The 15,850-nt window shown below is 43.1% G+C and carries 18 protein-coding genes; 6 read left to right on the plus strand and 12 right to left on the minus strand.

Annotated elements, in window-relative coordinates:
- Window positions 1-105 precede the first annotated feature (105 nt).
- Genes ACVBIU_RS18660 through ACVBIU_RS18675 form a run of 4 tightly spaced genes read right to left on the minus strand, consistent with a single transcriptional unit; the run spans window position 106 to window position 3,713 of the window.
- The gene (locus ACVBIU_RS18660; RefSeq protein ID WP_447162256.1) at window positions 106-690 is read right to left on the minus strand and encodes a TlpA disulfide reductase family protein; all 585 of its coding nucleotides are present in this window, start codon (window positions 688-690) and stop codon (window positions 106-108) included.
- Complete coding sequence (gene nrfF, locus ACVBIU_RS18665; RefSeq protein WP_447162257.1) at window positions 687-1,154, minus strand: heme lyase NrfEFG subunit NrfF; 468 nt, start codon at window positions 1,152-1,154, stop codon at window positions 687-689. The genes ACVBIU_RS18660 and nrfF overlap by 4 nt, the downstream gene beginning before the upstream one ends.
- A gap of 11 nt (window positions 1,155-1,165) precedes the next feature.
- Entirely contained in the window at window positions 1,166-1,717 is a 552-nt protein-coding gene (locus tag ACVBIU_RS18670) for a DsbE family thiol:disulfide interchange protein (protein ID WP_447162255.1), read from the minus strand.
- Window positions 1,718-1,733: 16 nt separating this feature from the next.
- The gene (locus tag ACVBIU_RS18675; RefSeq protein WP_447162254.1) at window positions 1,734-3,713 is read right to left on the minus strand and encodes a heme lyase CcmF/NrfE family subunit; all 1,980 of its coding nucleotides are present in this window, start codon (window positions 3,711-3,713) and stop codon (window positions 1,734-1,736) included.
- 431 nt (window positions 3,714-4,144) lie between these two features.
- On the opposite strand from ACVBIU_RS18675, the gene ccmI reads away from it, so the two are divergent.
- The gene (gene ccmI, locus ACVBIU_RS18680; RefSeq protein ID WP_447164526.1) at window positions 4,145-5,398 is read left to right on the plus strand and encodes a c-type cytochrome biogenesis protein CcmI; all 1,254 of its coding nucleotides are present in this window, start codon (window positions 4,145-4,147) and stop codon (window positions 5,396-5,398) included.
- Window positions 5,399-6,245: 847 nt separating this feature from the next.
- Here the strand turns inward: ccmI and ACVBIU_RS18685 are convergent.
- Window positions 6,246-6,539 carry a c-type cytochrome gene (locus tag ACVBIU_RS18685; RefSeq protein WP_447162252.1) on the minus strand — a complete coding sequence of 98 codons (294 nt, stop codon included), beginning with the start codon at window positions 6,537-6,539 and terminating at the stop codon, window positions 6,246-6,248.
- 321 nt (window positions 6,540-6,860) lie between these two features.
- On the opposite strand from ACVBIU_RS18685, the gene ccmA reads away from it, so the two are divergent.
- Genes ccmA through ccmE form a run of 5 tightly spaced genes read left to right on the plus strand, consistent with a single transcriptional unit; the run spans window position 6,861 to window position 9,640 of the window.
- Complete coding sequence (gene ccmA / locus ACVBIU_RS18690; RefSeq protein WP_447164527.1) at window positions 6,861-7,511, plus strand: cytochrome c biogenesis heme-transporting ATPase CcmA; 651 nt, start codon at window positions 6,861-6,863, stop codon at window positions 7,509-7,511.
- Between the two features lie 9 nt (window positions 7,512-7,520).
- Complete coding sequence (gene ccmB, locus ACVBIU_RS18695) at window positions 7,521-8,207, plus strand: heme exporter protein CcmB (RefSeq protein WP_447162250.1); 687 nt, start codon at window positions 7,521-7,523, stop codon at window positions 8,205-8,207.
- Between the two features lies 1 nt (window position 8,208).
- Window positions 8,209-8,955, plus strand: a complete 747-nt coding sequence (gene ccmC, locus ACVBIU_RS18700; RefSeq protein WP_447162249.1) for a heme ABC transporter permease CcmC — start codon at window positions 8,209-8,211, stop codon at window positions 8,953-8,955.
- The gene (gene ccmD, locus ACVBIU_RS18705) at window positions 8,955-9,152 is read left to right on the plus strand and encodes a heme exporter protein CcmD (protein ID WP_447162248.1); all 198 of its coding nucleotides are present in this window, start codon (window positions 8,955-8,957) and stop codon (window positions 9,150-9,152) included. The genes ccmC and ccmD overlap by 1 nt, the downstream gene beginning before the upstream one ends.
- Complete coding sequence (ccmE, locus tag ACVBIU_RS18710) at window positions 9,152-9,640, plus strand: cytochrome c maturation protein CcmE (protein ID WP_447164528.1); 489 nt, start codon at window positions 9,152-9,154, stop codon at window positions 9,638-9,640. Before ccmD ends, ccmE begins: the two co-directional genes overlap by 1 nt.
- 1,752 nt (window positions 9,641-11,392) lie before the next feature.
- Here ccmE and rplQ read toward each other — a convergent pair.
- The 7 genes from rplQ to secY form a co-directional block, all read right to left on the minus strand.
- On the minus strand, window positions 11,393-11,785 hold the full coding sequence (gene rplQ / locus ACVBIU_RS18715) for a 50S ribosomal protein L17 (RefSeq protein WP_012153479.1): 393 nt from the start codon (window positions 11,783-11,785) through the stop codon (window positions 11,393-11,395).
- 39 nt (window positions 11,786-11,824) lie between these two features.
- Window positions 11,825-12,814, minus strand: a complete 990-nt coding sequence (locus tag ACVBIU_RS18720) for a DNA-directed RNA polymerase subunit alpha (protein WP_012279167.1) — start codon at window positions 12,812-12,814, stop codon at window positions 11,825-11,827.
- 24 nt (window positions 12,815-12,838) lie between these two features.
- Window positions 12,839-13,459 (minus strand): 30S ribosomal protein S4, encoded by a 621-nt coding sequence (gene rpsD / locus ACVBIU_RS18725; RefSeq protein WP_012153477.1) that lies wholly within the window; start codon window positions 13,457-13,459, stop codon window positions 12,839-12,841.
- A gap of 35 nt (window positions 13,460-13,494) precedes the next feature.
- Window positions 13,495-13,887 carry a 30S ribosomal protein S11 gene (gene rpsK / locus ACVBIU_RS18730; RefSeq protein WP_012153476.1) on the minus strand — a complete coding sequence of 131 codons (393 nt, stop codon included), beginning with the start codon at window positions 13,885-13,887 and terminating at the stop codon, window positions 13,495-13,497.
- Window positions 13,888-13,901: 14 nt separating this feature from the next.
- On the minus strand, window positions 13,902-14,258 hold the full coding sequence (gene rpsM, locus ACVBIU_RS18735; protein ID WP_012153475.1) for a 30S ribosomal protein S13: 357 nt from the start codon (window positions 14,256-14,258) through the stop codon (window positions 13,902-13,904).
- A 113-nt stretch (window positions 14,259-14,371) separates the two neighbouring features.
- Window positions 14,372-14,485 (minus strand): 50S ribosomal protein L36, encoded by a 114-nt coding sequence (rpmJ, locus tag ACVBIU_RS18740; RefSeq protein ID WP_006083579.1) that lies wholly within the window; start codon window positions 14,483-14,485, stop codon window positions 14,372-14,374.
- Between the two features lie 23 nt (window positions 14,486-14,508).
- Entirely contained in the window at window positions 14,509-15,849 is a 1,341-nt protein-coding gene (gene secY, locus ACVBIU_RS18745; protein WP_012153474.1) for a preprotein translocase subunit SecY, read from the minus strand.
- Between the last annotated feature and the right edge of the window lies 1 nt (window position 15,850).

Consider the following 15,850-nt stretch of genomic DNA (forward strand, 5'->3'; position numbering starts at 1 on the left):
TTTTCAATTAAATTAGAATAATCGAATCAAATGCATAGTTAACAAACGATACGTACAAAAAAGGGGCTAAAAGCCCCTTTTTTTAACGATTATGAGTGCTTGGGGTCAATCTGCTTTAACTTGTTGCAGAGGTTGATCTAAGAAACCCTTAATAAGTGCCGCTGCCTTATCATCATCCCAATCGACAAAAGTACGAACAAAAGCAATTAACTGCCCCTCCCTATTGAGGATAAAGGTCGCTGGGATCGTTTCCAAAGGAAATACATGCCCTAGCTTTTGCTCTTTATCATAATAGGTGTTGAAGCCTTCCATTCCTAACGATTTAAGAAATGGCTCAACTTGCTTATTTCCTTCTAGATCGATTGAAACTGGCAATACTTCAAAATCATCCGATCCGATCTTGGCAGAGAACCGACTGATCGCCGGCAACTCTCTAACACATGGAGGACACCAAGTGGCCCACATGTTTACCATGATAACTTTGCCTTTATACTGGCTAAAGTCTACGGCGTTACCTTTACTGTCTTTAAAAGGTACAGCTTCGATCGGAAATGGCTGAGGTAAGACACTAATAAGATCGACACTTGACTGAACTTGTCTTTCAGCTTGCTTCTCCATACCTGGATAAGCTTGCGCGCCAACAGCAAACAACATAGTTGCTGCAAGCAGGCCAACTATAGACAATCTCATTTAGCATCTCTCTTTAATAGACGATCGAGCTCTTGCTGATCTTCAGTGCTTAAGTCTTGATTGTTTACTTCTGCTATACGTTGCTTACGAATGAAGAAGAATCCAATCAAGCCACCAAATAACAGTAGCGCTAACGGTCCTAGCCAAAGCGCGTATGTTTTCGCTTCCATTCTTGGCTTATAAAGCACGAATTCACCGTAACGGCTCGTCATAAACTCAACAATTTCATCATCCCCCTTACCCTCATCGACCATCTGATAAACTTCAAGACGTAAGTCTTGAGCAACAGGAGAGTTAGAATCGATTAGGTTTTGGTTTTGACACTGAGGACAACGTAAAGAATGGGCAAGACTTAACGCGCGCTTTTGGTTAGCAACAGACTTAAATTCATATGTGTCTACTGGTGTGGCATTAGCGAGTGACGCCATGCTTAACAAAAGCACTAAAGCTGTAAAGCCTTTCATTAATGATTTAATCACGATGCACCATCCTTCACAGCTTCAGCCTGGAGCTGTTGAACCATTGGATAAAGTGTTTCCTTCCAGACATTACGATCAATTGGACCTGCGTAACGGTATCGAATAATACCTTTATGGTCGACCAAGAAGCTTTCTGGTGCACCGTACACACCAAGATCTAAGCCTAAACGTCCATCATGATCATAGATGTTGATAGCGTATGGGTTACCTTCACGACTCAGCTCACGGATAGCGAGAGGACGATCATCACGGTAGTTGATACCGTAGATAGGCAAAATATTCTTACGCGCTAAAGTCATCAAGAAAGGATGCTCATACTTACATGATGGGCACCAAGTTGCCCATACATTAAGTAAGCCAACTTTACCTTTCAGTGTTTCATTACTAACTGTGTCACCAGACTCTAACACTTCTAACTGGAAAGCCGGGATCGGCTTTCCTTCTAAAGCTGAGTCAAGTTTTTGTGGGTTAAGGAAGAGCCCCTTATACAGGAACACTCCCATACCTAAAAACACGACAAGTGGAATAAATAAAACTAGCTTTTTCATACTTACCCTATACCAATTAAGCGGTTGCTAACTTATCGGCATCTTTAGCAGCTTTCTTTTCTGCACTAGTTGCCTTAACACGGTAACGCTTATCAGAAGCTGCGAAGAAACCACCAACCATCATGAAGATAGAACCAAACCAAATCCAGCGAACAAATGGCTTATAGTTTAGACGTACAGCAAACTCGGTACGACTAATTGGGTCACCCATCGTCACATAAAGGTCGCGGAATAATCCCCAGTCAATACCAGCTTCAGTCATATCCATAGTGCGCACATTATATTGGCGACGATCCGGTCTTAGCAATGTGACGTATTCATCACCTTGATAGACTTCAATCTGACCTTGCTGCGCAGTGTAATTAGGACCTACTACATTCTTAGTTTCAATATAGTTGAATGTGTATCCCGCAAGCTCCTGAGAGATACCAGGCCCCATACGTACACTCTTCTCTATTGAGTAATTAGATACCATAGTGGCACCTACTACTGATACCGCAATACCGAGGTGAGCGATGATCATCCCTAACTGACTACGACCTAGTCGTGTCATGTCTATAGAACCATCTTTAGTCTTAACGATGTTGTATGCGGCACGGAATGTCATCAACATGACCCATACAGCAATACCAATACCGAATACCACCCAGATATTAAATTCACCGTCAGCCAAGAAAGGTGCAGCTAGACCAACCACTGTGGCAATCACTGCTGGAACAATAATCTGACGCTTAAGTTCACCCGTTTTCGACTTCTTCCAACGAATATTCGGGCCAATTCCCATAAAGGCAAATAATACTAGAACGATAGGAACAAATACTGCGTTGAAGTATGGAGGGCCTACAGAAATCTTACCCATGCCTAATGCATCGATTAGCAGTGGATATAACGTACCAAGTAATACCGTACCGCAAGCAACTGTCAGCAATAGGTTACAGATTAATAGCATCGTTTCTTTAGATTTAAGCTCAAAGCGGGCTGGGCTACTCATCTCACTCGCTCTAAAGGCGAATAAGGTTAGTGAACCACCAATAGCTAAACCTAACAATAAGAGAATGAACATACCTCGGCTTGGATCAGCCGCGAACGAGTGAACTGAAGTCAATACACCAGAACGAACAATGAAGGTACCCAGTAAACTTAAAGAGAATGCAAAGATTGAAAGCAATACAGTCCAGTTACGGAATGCGCCACGCTTCTCAGTTACGATAAGTGAGTGAAGTAGAGCTGTACCAATCAACCAAGGCATGAAAGATGCGTTCTCAACTGGATCCCAGAACCACCAACCACCCCAGCCAAGCTCATAATAAGCCCACCAAGAACCCAATGAGATACCGCCAGTCAGGAATACCCAAGCAGCTAGCGTCCATGGACGGCTCCAACGAGCCCAAGCAGAATCAAGACGGCCACTCATCAATGCTGCTATTGCGAAAGCAAAGCTAACAGAGAAACCTACATAACCTAGATAAAGCATTGGAGGATGGAAAATCAATCCAACGTCTTGCAACATTGGGTTAAGGTCACGGCCTTCCATAGGAATAGGGAATAAGCGCTCAAACGGGCTAGACGTTAGCAACATAAACAGCGTAAAGCCGATTAAGATCATCGCTAGAACAGCAAGAACACGTGCAGTAAAGACTTCTTCTAAACCTTTACTAAATAGTGCAACTGCCGCGGCCCAAGCTGCTAGTGAGAATACCCAAAATAGCAAAGAACCTTCATGGCCACCCCATACTGCAGCAATCTTAAAGAAGATTGGCAATTCAGAGTTCGAGTGATGTGCTACATAAGCAACAGAGAAGTCATCGACGGCAAAGCTATAGCCAAGCGCAATAACGGAGAAGAGAATAAAGAAGAACATACCGTAACTTAGTGGCCAAGCATAGCGCACTAGGTACTGGTCTTTACGAGCTACACCTACTAAAGGAACGATGGCTAACAGCATGGCAAATGCCAGGCCGATAATCAGCGAAAAGTGTCCTAATTCTGGGATCATGGGTTTTCCTCAGTCCTAAATCATGTATTGTTAAGCTATCGCTTAATCATTACATACGTGTTAGTAGTTAACACTATTAAAAGGTACAAATTTTAGCTCAGTTTAGTATTTGCTATTGTTAATGTCTGCCTATTTCGTACAAATATGGGTGACTTGTCGCATTCTTCCCCTATCTTATTAACAAACACACATAAACAATTGCAGATCACATTCCACTGTAAACCGAGCATATTTAGCGGAATTTTAAGGTCTGACAGACAAAGTTCCCGTAAGTTTCAATAAGATTTACAAATAGAATCAATTTGTGAACAAGTACTCAACTATGACCTTTTAAGGTTATATTACTGTTCAATGAATAATCTTTACGTATAATCTTATCCCTAGTTCAGCGGTGAATCCGCTTTTTCGCAAACGAAAGTGAAATAGACATAATGACCACATTCTGGATTTTAATAGCCTCATTCCTGTTGGTTAGCTTAGCGCTAATTTGGTTCCCACACTTCCGCCAGCAGCGTATGCTGAGAGCTGAAGAAGCGGGTGTTCGTAAAGATACCAACCTTGAATTATTCAATGAACGCCTTTCAACATTAGAGAAAGAACTTGAAGATGAGCGACTCGATCAACCTGAGTTTGACGCACTAAAGAAAGAGCTCGAAATCAGCTTACTTCAAGATATGAAACAAGGTAACGATGAATCACTCGTTAACAACCTTAAGCCAAAAAGTATTCTTTGGCCTTCAGTCATGTCTGCAGTTATTATTGGTATTTGCGGTTACATGTACTCAACTTTGGGTGCATACAAAAACCTAGACCAACCAATGACTGCAAATGATCCACATTCTGGCCAGACAACCGAGCAGATCATGTCTCAGCGTGTAGAGATGATGGAAGCGCAAGTACAAGCTGAGCCAGAGAATAGTCAATTATGGTTTGGCCTAGGCCACGCTTATATCTCTGCAAATCGTTACGATGATGCAATTAAAGCATTCGATAAGACGATGGATCTTGTCGGCGTCCATGCTGAACTGCTTGGTCCTAAAGCCACTGCCCTTTATTACCGTTCAAACCAGCAGATGACCCCAGCAGTGCAAGCGCTCGTTGATCAGGCTTTAGCACTTGATGCTGAAGACCCATCAACATTATTACTTGTTGGTATGGATTCATTCTTCACAGCTGATTATCAAAAAGCGATTAACGCATGGCAGCTAATCCTAGATAGCGACCGCAGCGACGTAGATCGTGGTGCAATCATGAACGCTATCGATAGCGCAAAAATGCGAATGAACTCTGAAGGCGTTATGCCAAATGATGACGCTCACAAGAATGTAAAGTCTGATGCAACCGCTAAAACTGTTACTGTTGAAGTCTCCATCTCTCCAGAACTACAAGCTAAAGTGTCTAGCACTGATATGTTATTCATCTTCGCTCGTTCAACTGAAGGTCCAAAGGTTCCACTTGCAGCGACTAAAGTTTCTGCTGAGTCTCTACCGGTAACCATCACGCTAGACGACAGCACCAATATGGGTGGTAACGTTAAGTTGAGTGACGCAAAAGCAGTTGAAGTCATTGCAGTACTTTCTAAACATGGCAGCGTTAGAGCGCAAACTGGTGATATCCAGGGCACACTAGCCATGGTTAAAGTCGGTGAAACTGGCCAACTCGTACTAGATACTCAAGTACAGTAAATCCTAATTACCAATGAGAAAACCGGCATTAGCCGGTTTTTTTATGTCTATATTATGAGGCAGGAAATTGTACCGATGATGATGCCTCCCCTTTCAGCTTAAGCATCATCAAAATAGTCAGGTTAAACCCGCTCCATTAACGACAGGTATTTTGTATAAACATTCTTCATTCAAGCTAATGAATGGTTCTTACACGTAAACCCCAAATAAATCCCACTCTATAAATTGTTCACCAAAGTCATTAGATAATATATAAACGGATACCTTGCCTGCCAATTCAGATCCTCAAGATAAAGGAAGTTACACCTCACTATGCATGGCTAATACCAATCTGTATAAGAAGTTGATCTACTCAGAACGTTTTTGGGCAAATTAATTCAAGGCTAATAACTGAATGAATGGTTGTTCCCTTGTGAAGTTGTTCAACGCAGAAGTAGGCAGCCAAAAACGCACCAGAATGGCGAGTTTTAGCGGCTCTGATACTGTGACTCTTATGGAACAAGAGGGAGCTTAACCTAGTTCAACTATGCGCTTCACTCGTTGCAAACCACATGGTCTTGTATGTTCCCGACATACATAAGACATTTCCTCTATCCCTGAAGGTCAGATGTGGTGAATGTCATTAATGCACGACTATATGGATATAGGAGGTAGAGTAACGCAGGAGCAGTTACCGAGGAGCATTTGATGACCTTGTCTCAGTGCCGCTAAACTCTCGCTGAGCGACCAAATCTTTATACTAATTGGTATAAAACATCTTAATAGCCCGGCCTAACAACATGGCAGACCAAATAACAGGTACAAAAAAACCGGCTAATGCCGGCTTTTTTTAATGTCTAACTAAAAGTTACTTAGACATGTACTCGATTGCTTTCGTGTAATCTTCATCAGAGCAATCAGTACACATGCCGCCTGGTGGCATAGCATTTAGGCCTGACTTAACAGAAGATACTAGAGCTGGCATGCCTTTAGCTAGGCGTGGCTCCCATGCCGCTGCGTCATGTGACTTTGGCGCGCCAGCAACACCCATGCTGTGACATACTTGACATGCCTTGTCATATACAGCCTTACCATCTTGGGCAAAAGCGCTTGTAGACAGAGTCAAAGCTGCAGCTGCAGTCAGTGCTAATAATTTTTTCATTTTATACGTTCCTAATGCAAATTCTAACAAAGCTCACGCTGCCCTCATAAAATTCGGCAGACTTCTTAAATCTCGGCTAGGTTACTACAAAGTTCAACAAATGGCATCTTTTTGTGATATTAATCGCGACAATGGGGTTTTCGCAAGACATAACTCTCAAAAAGGTTAATATATTAGCAAATGTTTAAAAAGTTCATAGAAAATACATAATATTCGAACTACATCAAATTGCTGACACTTAGCAACAAGCAAGACTAAACGCTTGAAAGTGTATGTGTTAGTATCTCTTGTGTTTTCATACAGCTTGATATAGAGGGCTCAGTGGTAGAAAAATCAAAAGCAACAACACTGGTATCAGCTAATAACTTAACCTGCATCAGAGAAGAACGTATTCTATTTGATGAACTTAGCTTCGATATTTCTGAAGGTGAGATCGTTCAAATCGAAGGTCCTAACGGTGCTGGCAAAACAAGTCTTTTGCGGATTATCGCCGGTTTATCTCGCCCCTATGCCGGGCAAATCAACTTTAAGGGTGAAGACATAAACCGCTGTCGTGACGAGTACAATGATGAGTTATTGTATCTTGGCCACCTTGCAGGTGTTAAAAGTGAGTTAACAGCCGAAGAAAATCTTAACTTCAATTTAAGAATTAGTGGGTATGATGAATTCGATACTCGTGAAATTCTATCTAAAGTCAATCTGTCAGGTTTTGAAGAAGCGCTCGCAGGTCATTTATCAGCAGGTCAACATAGACGAACAGCACTCGCTAGACTATGGCATACCAGCTGTAAGATATGGCTACTTGATGAGCCTTTTACCGCTATCGATAAGAAAGGCGTTGAAGAACTCGAACACCTGTTTTTAGCCCATGCAAAACGGGGGGGATGCGTAATATTGACCACACACCAAGATATGGGTGTGATTGGTGATGATATTCTTCGTAAAATTCGTCTCGATTATCGCTTTGTATAAGGTTTGGCAATGAAGAAAGGTATCAGTTATACCAAAGCGTTTAACACGCTGTTAAAGCGGGATCTGCAGATAGCTATAAGACATCGCGGTGATATTTTCAATCCGCTACTGTTTTTTGTCCTAGTGGTTACCCTGTTCCCACTTGGCATCGGACCCGAGCCTCAAGTATTAACACGCGTTGCACCTGGCATTATTTGGGTTGCGGCACTATTAGCATCAATGCTATCGCTCGAACGTTTATTTAAGGCGGATTACGCTGATGGTAGCTTGGAGCAAATGCTACTGAGTCCTCAACCTTTACCTTTGATGGTATTGGCTAAAGTACTGGCGCATTGGATATTAACAGGTGTACCTTTAATTTTAGTTGCACCTTTATTAGCAGTGTTACTGCATCTAGACGGTAATAGCTATGGCGCATTGATTGCGACACTAGCCCTCGGTACACCGGTATTAAGTTTACTGGGAGCCATTGGTGTAGCTCTAACTGTAGGTTTACGTAAAGGCGGCGTGTTATTAAGCCTATTGATATTGCCTTTATATATTCCTGTTTTAATTTTTGCTACCAGCGCGATTGATGCTGCTGGTATGAATTTACCCTATGATGGTCAGCTCGCTATTATTGGCGCAATGCTGGTCGGTTCATTAACGTTAGCACCTTTTGCAATTGGTGCATCCTTACGAGTGAGTACTAACTAAAATGTGGAAATGGTTACATCCATACGCGGATCCTGAACGCGCCTACAAACTCTCAGGCACCCTACTACCTTGGTTTGCCATGCTTGCCATCTCTTTTATCGGTATTGGTACAGTATGGGGCTTAGCATTTGCTCCAACCGATTATCAGCAAGGTGACAGCTATAGAATCATCTTTATCCATGTACCTGCAGCGTCGATGTCAATGGCCGCTTACATGGCAATGGCGACTTCATCATTCATTGGTCTAGTGTGGCAAATAAAATCTGCTGATTGGGCCGCCGCTGCGATTGCACCTATTGGTGCGGTGATTACCTTTATTGCACTGATTACGGGGGCAACGTGGGGTAAGCCGATGTGGGGCACTTGGTGGGTATGGGATGCACGACTAACCTCTGAACTAGTCTTGTTGTTTTTATACTTGGGTGTGATCTCTTTATATGCATCTTTTGAAGATAAAGTGCTTGCAGCAAGAGCCGCAGGGATCTTAGCAATCGTAGGTGTTATTAACATTCCAATCATCAAGTACTCTGTTGATTGGTGGAGCTCACTACATCAGCCTTCAACTATACGCATCACAGAAAAATCTACGATGCCAACAGAAATGCTATACCCGTTATTGATTAACATCGCAGGCTTCGGATTAATGATCGGTGCGATTACATTAGTGAGATTTAGATCAGAAATTTTAGCACGAAATGGAATGCGTCCATGGGTGCGTGAACTTGCTAAAGCAGAAGGGGTCAAATAATGCAGTTCGACTCAATTAGTGAATTTTTCAACATGGGCGGCTATGCTTTTTATGTATGGTTGGCTTATGGTGTAACTTTTCTTTCACTAGGTACCCTGGTTGTCCTTAGTGTTAGACAGAAACGTAAGGTATTAGTTGAAATCGCAAAGAAGATCCAACGCGAAGATCGCCTTAAAGAAACTCGGAGTATTAAATAGTGAATCCTAGACGTAAAAAACGCCTTACCCTTGCTGTAGCCCTAATTGTCGGTGTAGCAGCAATCGCTTCTTTGCTTTTATATGCGCTGAATTCAAACTTGAACCTTTTCTTTACACCCACTGAAATTGTACAAGGTAAGAAAGATACTGGGGTTATGCCTGAGATTGGTCAACGTATTCGTGTCGGCGGTATGGTAACCGTTGGCTCTATGGTACGTGACCCTGAGAGTTTGCATGTAGAGTTTGCTGTACATGACGCTGCAGGTGGTGAAATCATCGTAACTTATGACGACCTATTACCAGATCTATTCCGTGAGGGACAAGGCATTGTGGCGCAGGGCGTACTTGCAGCCCCAGGCGTACTTCAAGCGACTGAAGTTCTGGCTAAGCATGATGAAAACTACATGCCACCAGAAGTTGCCGAAGCCATGGGTCAAACTCATGAGAAACTGGATTATAACCAAGAGCAAAAGTCTGGCGGTTACTAAGCCTAGCTCGTTATCATCTTAATCAAAAAGCCTTCGTCATGAAGGCTTTTTTGTATCTATCAAAATAGATAAGGTTCAACCGCTAGGCTATCCGGACGCCAGTAACGCTCTCTATCACACACTATACAACCGTGACACCTTTGCTATTTATCGTCTAAACGTATTGATAAGGCTGATATAGGCCTACTTAGTACAACATAATCAAAAACGGCCAGAAATCACATCTAGAAACCAACCAAAAAAATAGATATTCCTACAAATCTAACTAATAGTATCAAAGAGGTATTAAATGAGCTCAAGAATAGAGGCAGCGTCAGGTTATGCTTGAGCTTGAGATTAAGTTTGGGTTGAAGAGATTGGGTTTGAAGTAAGCTTTATAGCCCTCGAAAGGAAGATGCACAATAGGAAGGCATCCGAAAAACACACATATGCAGTCCTACCATTACGCTTCACAAAGCGAACGAGCACCTTGGCATATCGAGTACGATTAAATAGGGTTCACATCAAAGATCTGCTTCTACTGTTGTTATGTCCCCACTCAGCGTTAAGTGACCTAAAAATAATGCGTCCGAACAGTCAGATAGTTACTTAATTATGCCGGGAACTAACTTTAAGTAGAACACCTGCTTATATCAATTGATATTGCGGATAACACTGTTTACGTTTCTCGTTGAGTATTCATACTCCATGTTCTTAGCATTGCAGTCAAATCAGCAACGACTAGCCTGTGGATATCGCTAACATCTTGGCTCATGGCGTTAGCTAACTGAAAACTTCCTGAGATAATTATAATCACTATAATAAAGCGCTCTACCAGAGTATTTTAGGCAAATTATGTCTAGTCAAATACATGATGGGACTGTTGCCCCCTTGAAACATCATTCAACACTGAAGTAAGCAGCCATAAATACTCCGTACTGCACTTCAACTTTGAACAAGGCTAACGCCGCGAATGCTGCGTTAATACCAATCAGTATAAGAAGTTGATCTACTCAGAACGTTTTTTGGCAAACTAATTCAAGGCGAATAACTGAAAGAATGGTTACTCCGTTGTGAAGTTGTTCAACGCAGAAGTAGGCAGCCAAAAACGCGCCAGAATAGCGAGTTTTAGCGGCTCTGATACTGTATTAACGAGCTTAAACGTAGAATTACTATGCTCTTCACTCGTTGCAAACCACATGGTCTTGTATGTTCCCGACATACATAAGACATTTCCTCCATCCCTGAAGGTCAGATGTGGTGAATGTCATTACTGCACGACTATATGGATATAGGAGGTAGAGTAACGCAGGAGCAGTTACCGATGAGCATTTAATGACCTTGTCTCAGTGCCGCTAAACTCTTGCTGAGCGACCAAATCTTTATACTGATTGGTATAACAGGCCAACTATGATCTTAGCTGGTTGCGAGCAGCATGACCTTGCATCGTACTGACATTAAATAAGCATCTTTCCGATATATTGAATTCACACTCTACGAATCTCAGTATTGAACGGCTATATAGGTATAGCAGGTAAAATATACCGGAGGGATGGAGCAGGTAAAGTCTAGCTGGAACCGTTACCGAAGATGGCTGAAACATGGAGCCATCAATATCATTTTTACAGAAGCATTAGACCCACTCTGAATCATCGCATGTTTATACTTAATGAGTATCGAGCGGTTTCTAAAGAGGGGAAGCATATTAAATTAATTTATTTCAGGCATAAAAAAGGCCGAACTATTGTTCGGCCTTTTAAAACTAAGACTTATTTACTCTGCAGTGTCTTCAACAGCTTCAGCTGCTTCAGGACGACCTACTAGTTCAATATACGCCATAGGCGCTTTATCACCAGTACGTAGACCGCACTTAAGAATACGGGTATATCCACCAGGACGTTCCTGGAAACGTGGACCCAATTCAGTAAATAACTTACCAACGACTTCAGCGTCGCGAGTACGAGCAAATGCCAAACGGCGGTTTGCAACGCTATCACTCTTAGCAAGTGTTATTAGAGGTTCAACTACGCGACGCAGTTCTTTCGCTTTAGCTACAGTAGTTTTAATCACTTCGTGACGAACTATTGAGCAAGCCATGTTACGGAACATAGCTTGACGATGACTGCTGTTACGGTTTAGTTGACGACCACTCTTACGATGGCGCATGACCTAATCCTTATTACCTATATCTGTACTAATCTGGACTTAAAGGTCGTCTGCTAAACTAGCTGGAGGCCAGTTTTCCAGACGCATACCTAACGACAGTCCGCGAGACGCTAAAACATCCTTAATTTCAGTAAGAGATTTCTTACCTAAGTTAGGAGTCTTAAGCAGCTCAACTTCAGTGCGTTGTACCAGATCGCCGATGTAATGAATCGCTTCAGCCTTCAAACAGTTGGCTGAACGTACAGTTAGCTCTAAATCGTCGACAGGACGCAACAATATCGGATCGAACTCCGGCTTCTCTTCTACTGGTGCAGTCTCAGTCACATCACGTAACTCAACAAACGCATCTAGCTGTTCAGCAAGAATTGTTGCAGAGCGACGGATAGCTTCCTCAGGATCGATAGTACCATTTGTGGTCATATCAATAACGAGTTTGTCTAAGTCTGTACGCTGCTCAACACGAGCTGCTTCTACATTGTATGCAATGCGAGCAACAGGTGAGAACGAAGAATCAACCAACAAACGGCCGATAGGGCGATCATCGTCTTCGGTTTGTGCACGGGCAGAAGCCGGTACATAACCACGACCACGCTCTACGCGGATACGCATGCTGACGTCATTATTACCTGTCAAATGACAGATAACATGGTCAGGATTCATGATAGTAACATCACCATCATGCGTGATATCTGCTGCAGTAACAGGGCCTGCGCCTGACTTACTTAGCGTAAGCATAGCTTCGTCTTTCCCTTCGATAACTACTGCCAAACCTTTAAGGTTTAGTAGTATCTCAAGGATATCCTCTTGCACGCCTTCCTTGCTACTGTATTCATGCAGTACACCATCAATCTCTACTTCGGTAACCGCGCAGCCTGGCATAGACGACAATAGGATACGACGCAACGCGTTACCTAGAGTGTGACCAAAACCACGCTCAAGCGGCTCCAGTGTAACCCTGGCACGTGTTGGATTAACCTGCTCGATATCAACGAGACGCGGTTTAAGAAATTCTGTAACAGAACCCTGCATTGTGTCCTCTCTTTTGTTTTAACCTTACTTAGAGTAAAGTTCGACGATCAGCTGTTCGTTAATTTCCGCAGACAAATCACTACGCTCAGGAATGCGCTTGAAAGCACCTTCCATCTTAGTGTTGTCAACTTCAACCCATGTTGGCTTTTCGCGTTGAGCCGACACTTCTAAAGCCGCTTTAATACGAGCTTGAGTGCGAGACTTTTCACGAACGCTCACTACATCATTCGCAGACACTTTGAATGATGGAATGTTAACGACGCTACCATTAACCATAATTGACTTATGGCTAACTAGCTGACGTGATTCAGCGCGTGTTGCACCAAAGCCCATGCGATAAACAACGTTATCTAGACGGGTTTCTAAAAGAGTAAGTAGGTTTTCACCAGTGTTACCTTTAGTACGTGCAGCATCTTTGTAGTAGTTACGGAATTGCTTTTCTAGCACACCATAAATACGACGAACTTTTTGTTTCTCGCGTAGCTGAACACCATACTCAGACAGACGGGTCTTACGAGCGCCGTGTTGTCCAGGTGCAGTTTCAAGCTTACACTTCGAATCGATTGCTCTCACGCCGCTTTTTAGGAAAAGGTCTGTACCTTCTCTGCGGCTGAGCTTGAGCTTTGGACCCAAGTATCTTGCCATGTTCTTTCTCCAACTATCCTATTAAAAACGACGAATTAAACGCGACGTTTCTTAGGAGGACGACAACCATTATGAGGGATAGGCGTCACATCGGTAATGTTAGTAATCTTATAACCAACCGAGTTTAGTGCACGAATCGCTGATTCGCGTCCTGGACCTGGACCCTTCACAAAAACTTCTAGGTTTTTAACACCGTAGTCCTGAGCAGCAGTACCTGCACGCTCAGCAGCAACCTGTGCAGCAAATGGGGTAGATTTACGTGAACCACGGAAACCTGAACCACCAGAAGTTGCCCAAGATAGTGCGTTACCTTGACGATCTGTAATGGTAATAATTGTGTTGTTGAAAGACGCATGGATATGCGCCATACCATCAGCAACCTGTTTACGTACACGCTTACGCGGAGAACGTGACGGAACTTTAGCCATTCTGGATTACCCCGTTACTTTCTGATTGGTTTACGTGGACCTTTACGCGTACGCGCATTGGTCTTAGTACGTTGCCCACGAAGGGGAAGGCTACGACGATGGCGAAGGCCACGGTAACAACCAAGGTCCATAAGACGCTTGATGTTCATGGAAACTTCACGACGTAAATCACCTTCTACAATGTAGTTGGCAACTTCTTCGCGTAGAGTATCAATTTGAGCTTCGCTCAATTCCTTGATCTTAGCATCTTCAGCAATAGAAGTAGCCGCGCAAATAGCTTGTGCGCGAGTACGACCGATGCCGTAGATAGCAGTCAATGCAATGACTGTATGCTTTTGATCAGGAATGTTAATGCCAGCGATACGGGCCACTATGCACTCCTTAAGTTAAAGGTCATCTGTGAAAAGCCCGGTAGGATACTCGACAGACGACAATTTAGCAAATAATATTTTGACCAGCCCGGACTGGGCTGGTCAATTTTTGTTTAGCCTTGACGCTGTTTGTGTTTAGGTTCAACACAAATCACACGTACAACGCCACTACGCTTTACGATCTTGCAGTTACGGCAGATCTTCTTCACGGAAGCTCGAACTTTCATTTCATCACTCCGAGATTGCTATCTTAGCGACCAAAGCGATCTAAATTCGCTTTGTTTACCAAGTTAGCCTTCTTCATTACAGACTCATACTGATGAGACATCATATGCGTCTGAACCTGAGCCATGAAGTCCATGATTACGACTACCATAATTAGTAGTGAAGTACCGCCAAAATAGAACTGTACTTTCCACGCAATTAACATGAACTCCGGAATTAAGCAGATAAAGGTTATATATAACGCGCCAGCTAATGTTAGGCGGGTCATAACTTTATCAATATAACGCGAAGTCTGTTCTCCAGGACGAATCCCGGGAATAAACGCACCACTCTTCTTCAAGTTATCTGCTGTTTCGCGAGGGTTAAATACCAACGCAGTATAGAAGAAACAGAAGAAAATAATCGCTGTTGCATATAATAATGAGTACAGCGGTTGTCCTGGTGACACAGCCAGTGAAAAATCACTTAACCATGACATGGACTCATTTTGACCAAACCACTGAGCCAGTGTGCCTGGGAACAAAATGATGCTGGACGCAAAAATAGGCGGGATTACACCAGCCATATTAATCTTAAGCGGTAAGTGAGTGCTCTGCGCTGCAAAAACCTTACGGCCCTGCTGACGCTTTGCATAGTTAACAACGATACGACGTTGTCCACGCTCAACGAAAACCACAAAATAAGTAACAGCGAAAACAATCACTGCTAGCAACAACAATACTAGTACATTCAAGTCGCCTTGACGCGCCTGCTCGGCTGTTTGGCCGATAGCAGATGGCAGACCAGCAACAATACCTGCGAAAATAAGAATCGAGATACCGTTACCTATGCCTCTTTCGGTAATTTGCTCACCTAGCCACATTAGGAACATTGTTCCTGTCACTAAGCTCACTACAGCAACGAAGTAGAAACTGAATCCTAGGTTAACAACTAACCCTGGAACCAAGTTTGGTAGACCTGTTGCGATACCGATTGCCTGGAACGTACCCAGGACCAATGTGCCGTATCGAGTATATTGACTGATTTTCTTTCTTCCCGACTCGCCTTCTTTTTTCAATTCAGCAAGTGCAGGATGAACCACAGTCAACAACTGCATTATGATCGATGCCGAAATATACGGCATGATACCTAATGCGAAGATAGAGGCACGTTCAAGGGCACCACCAGAGAACATGTTAAACATGCCTAGGATGGTCCCCTTTTGCTGATTAAACAGCTCTGCTAATACAGCAGCGTCAATACCAGGAATTGGTACAAACGAACCGGCTCTAAAGACGATAATTGCACCAATCACGAACAGGAGACGGGTTTTCAATTCTGATAAACCGCCTTTCGCGCTTTTTAAATCAAGTCCTGGTTTTGCCATC

Source organism: Shewanella sp. 30m-14 (assembly GCF_052977125.1).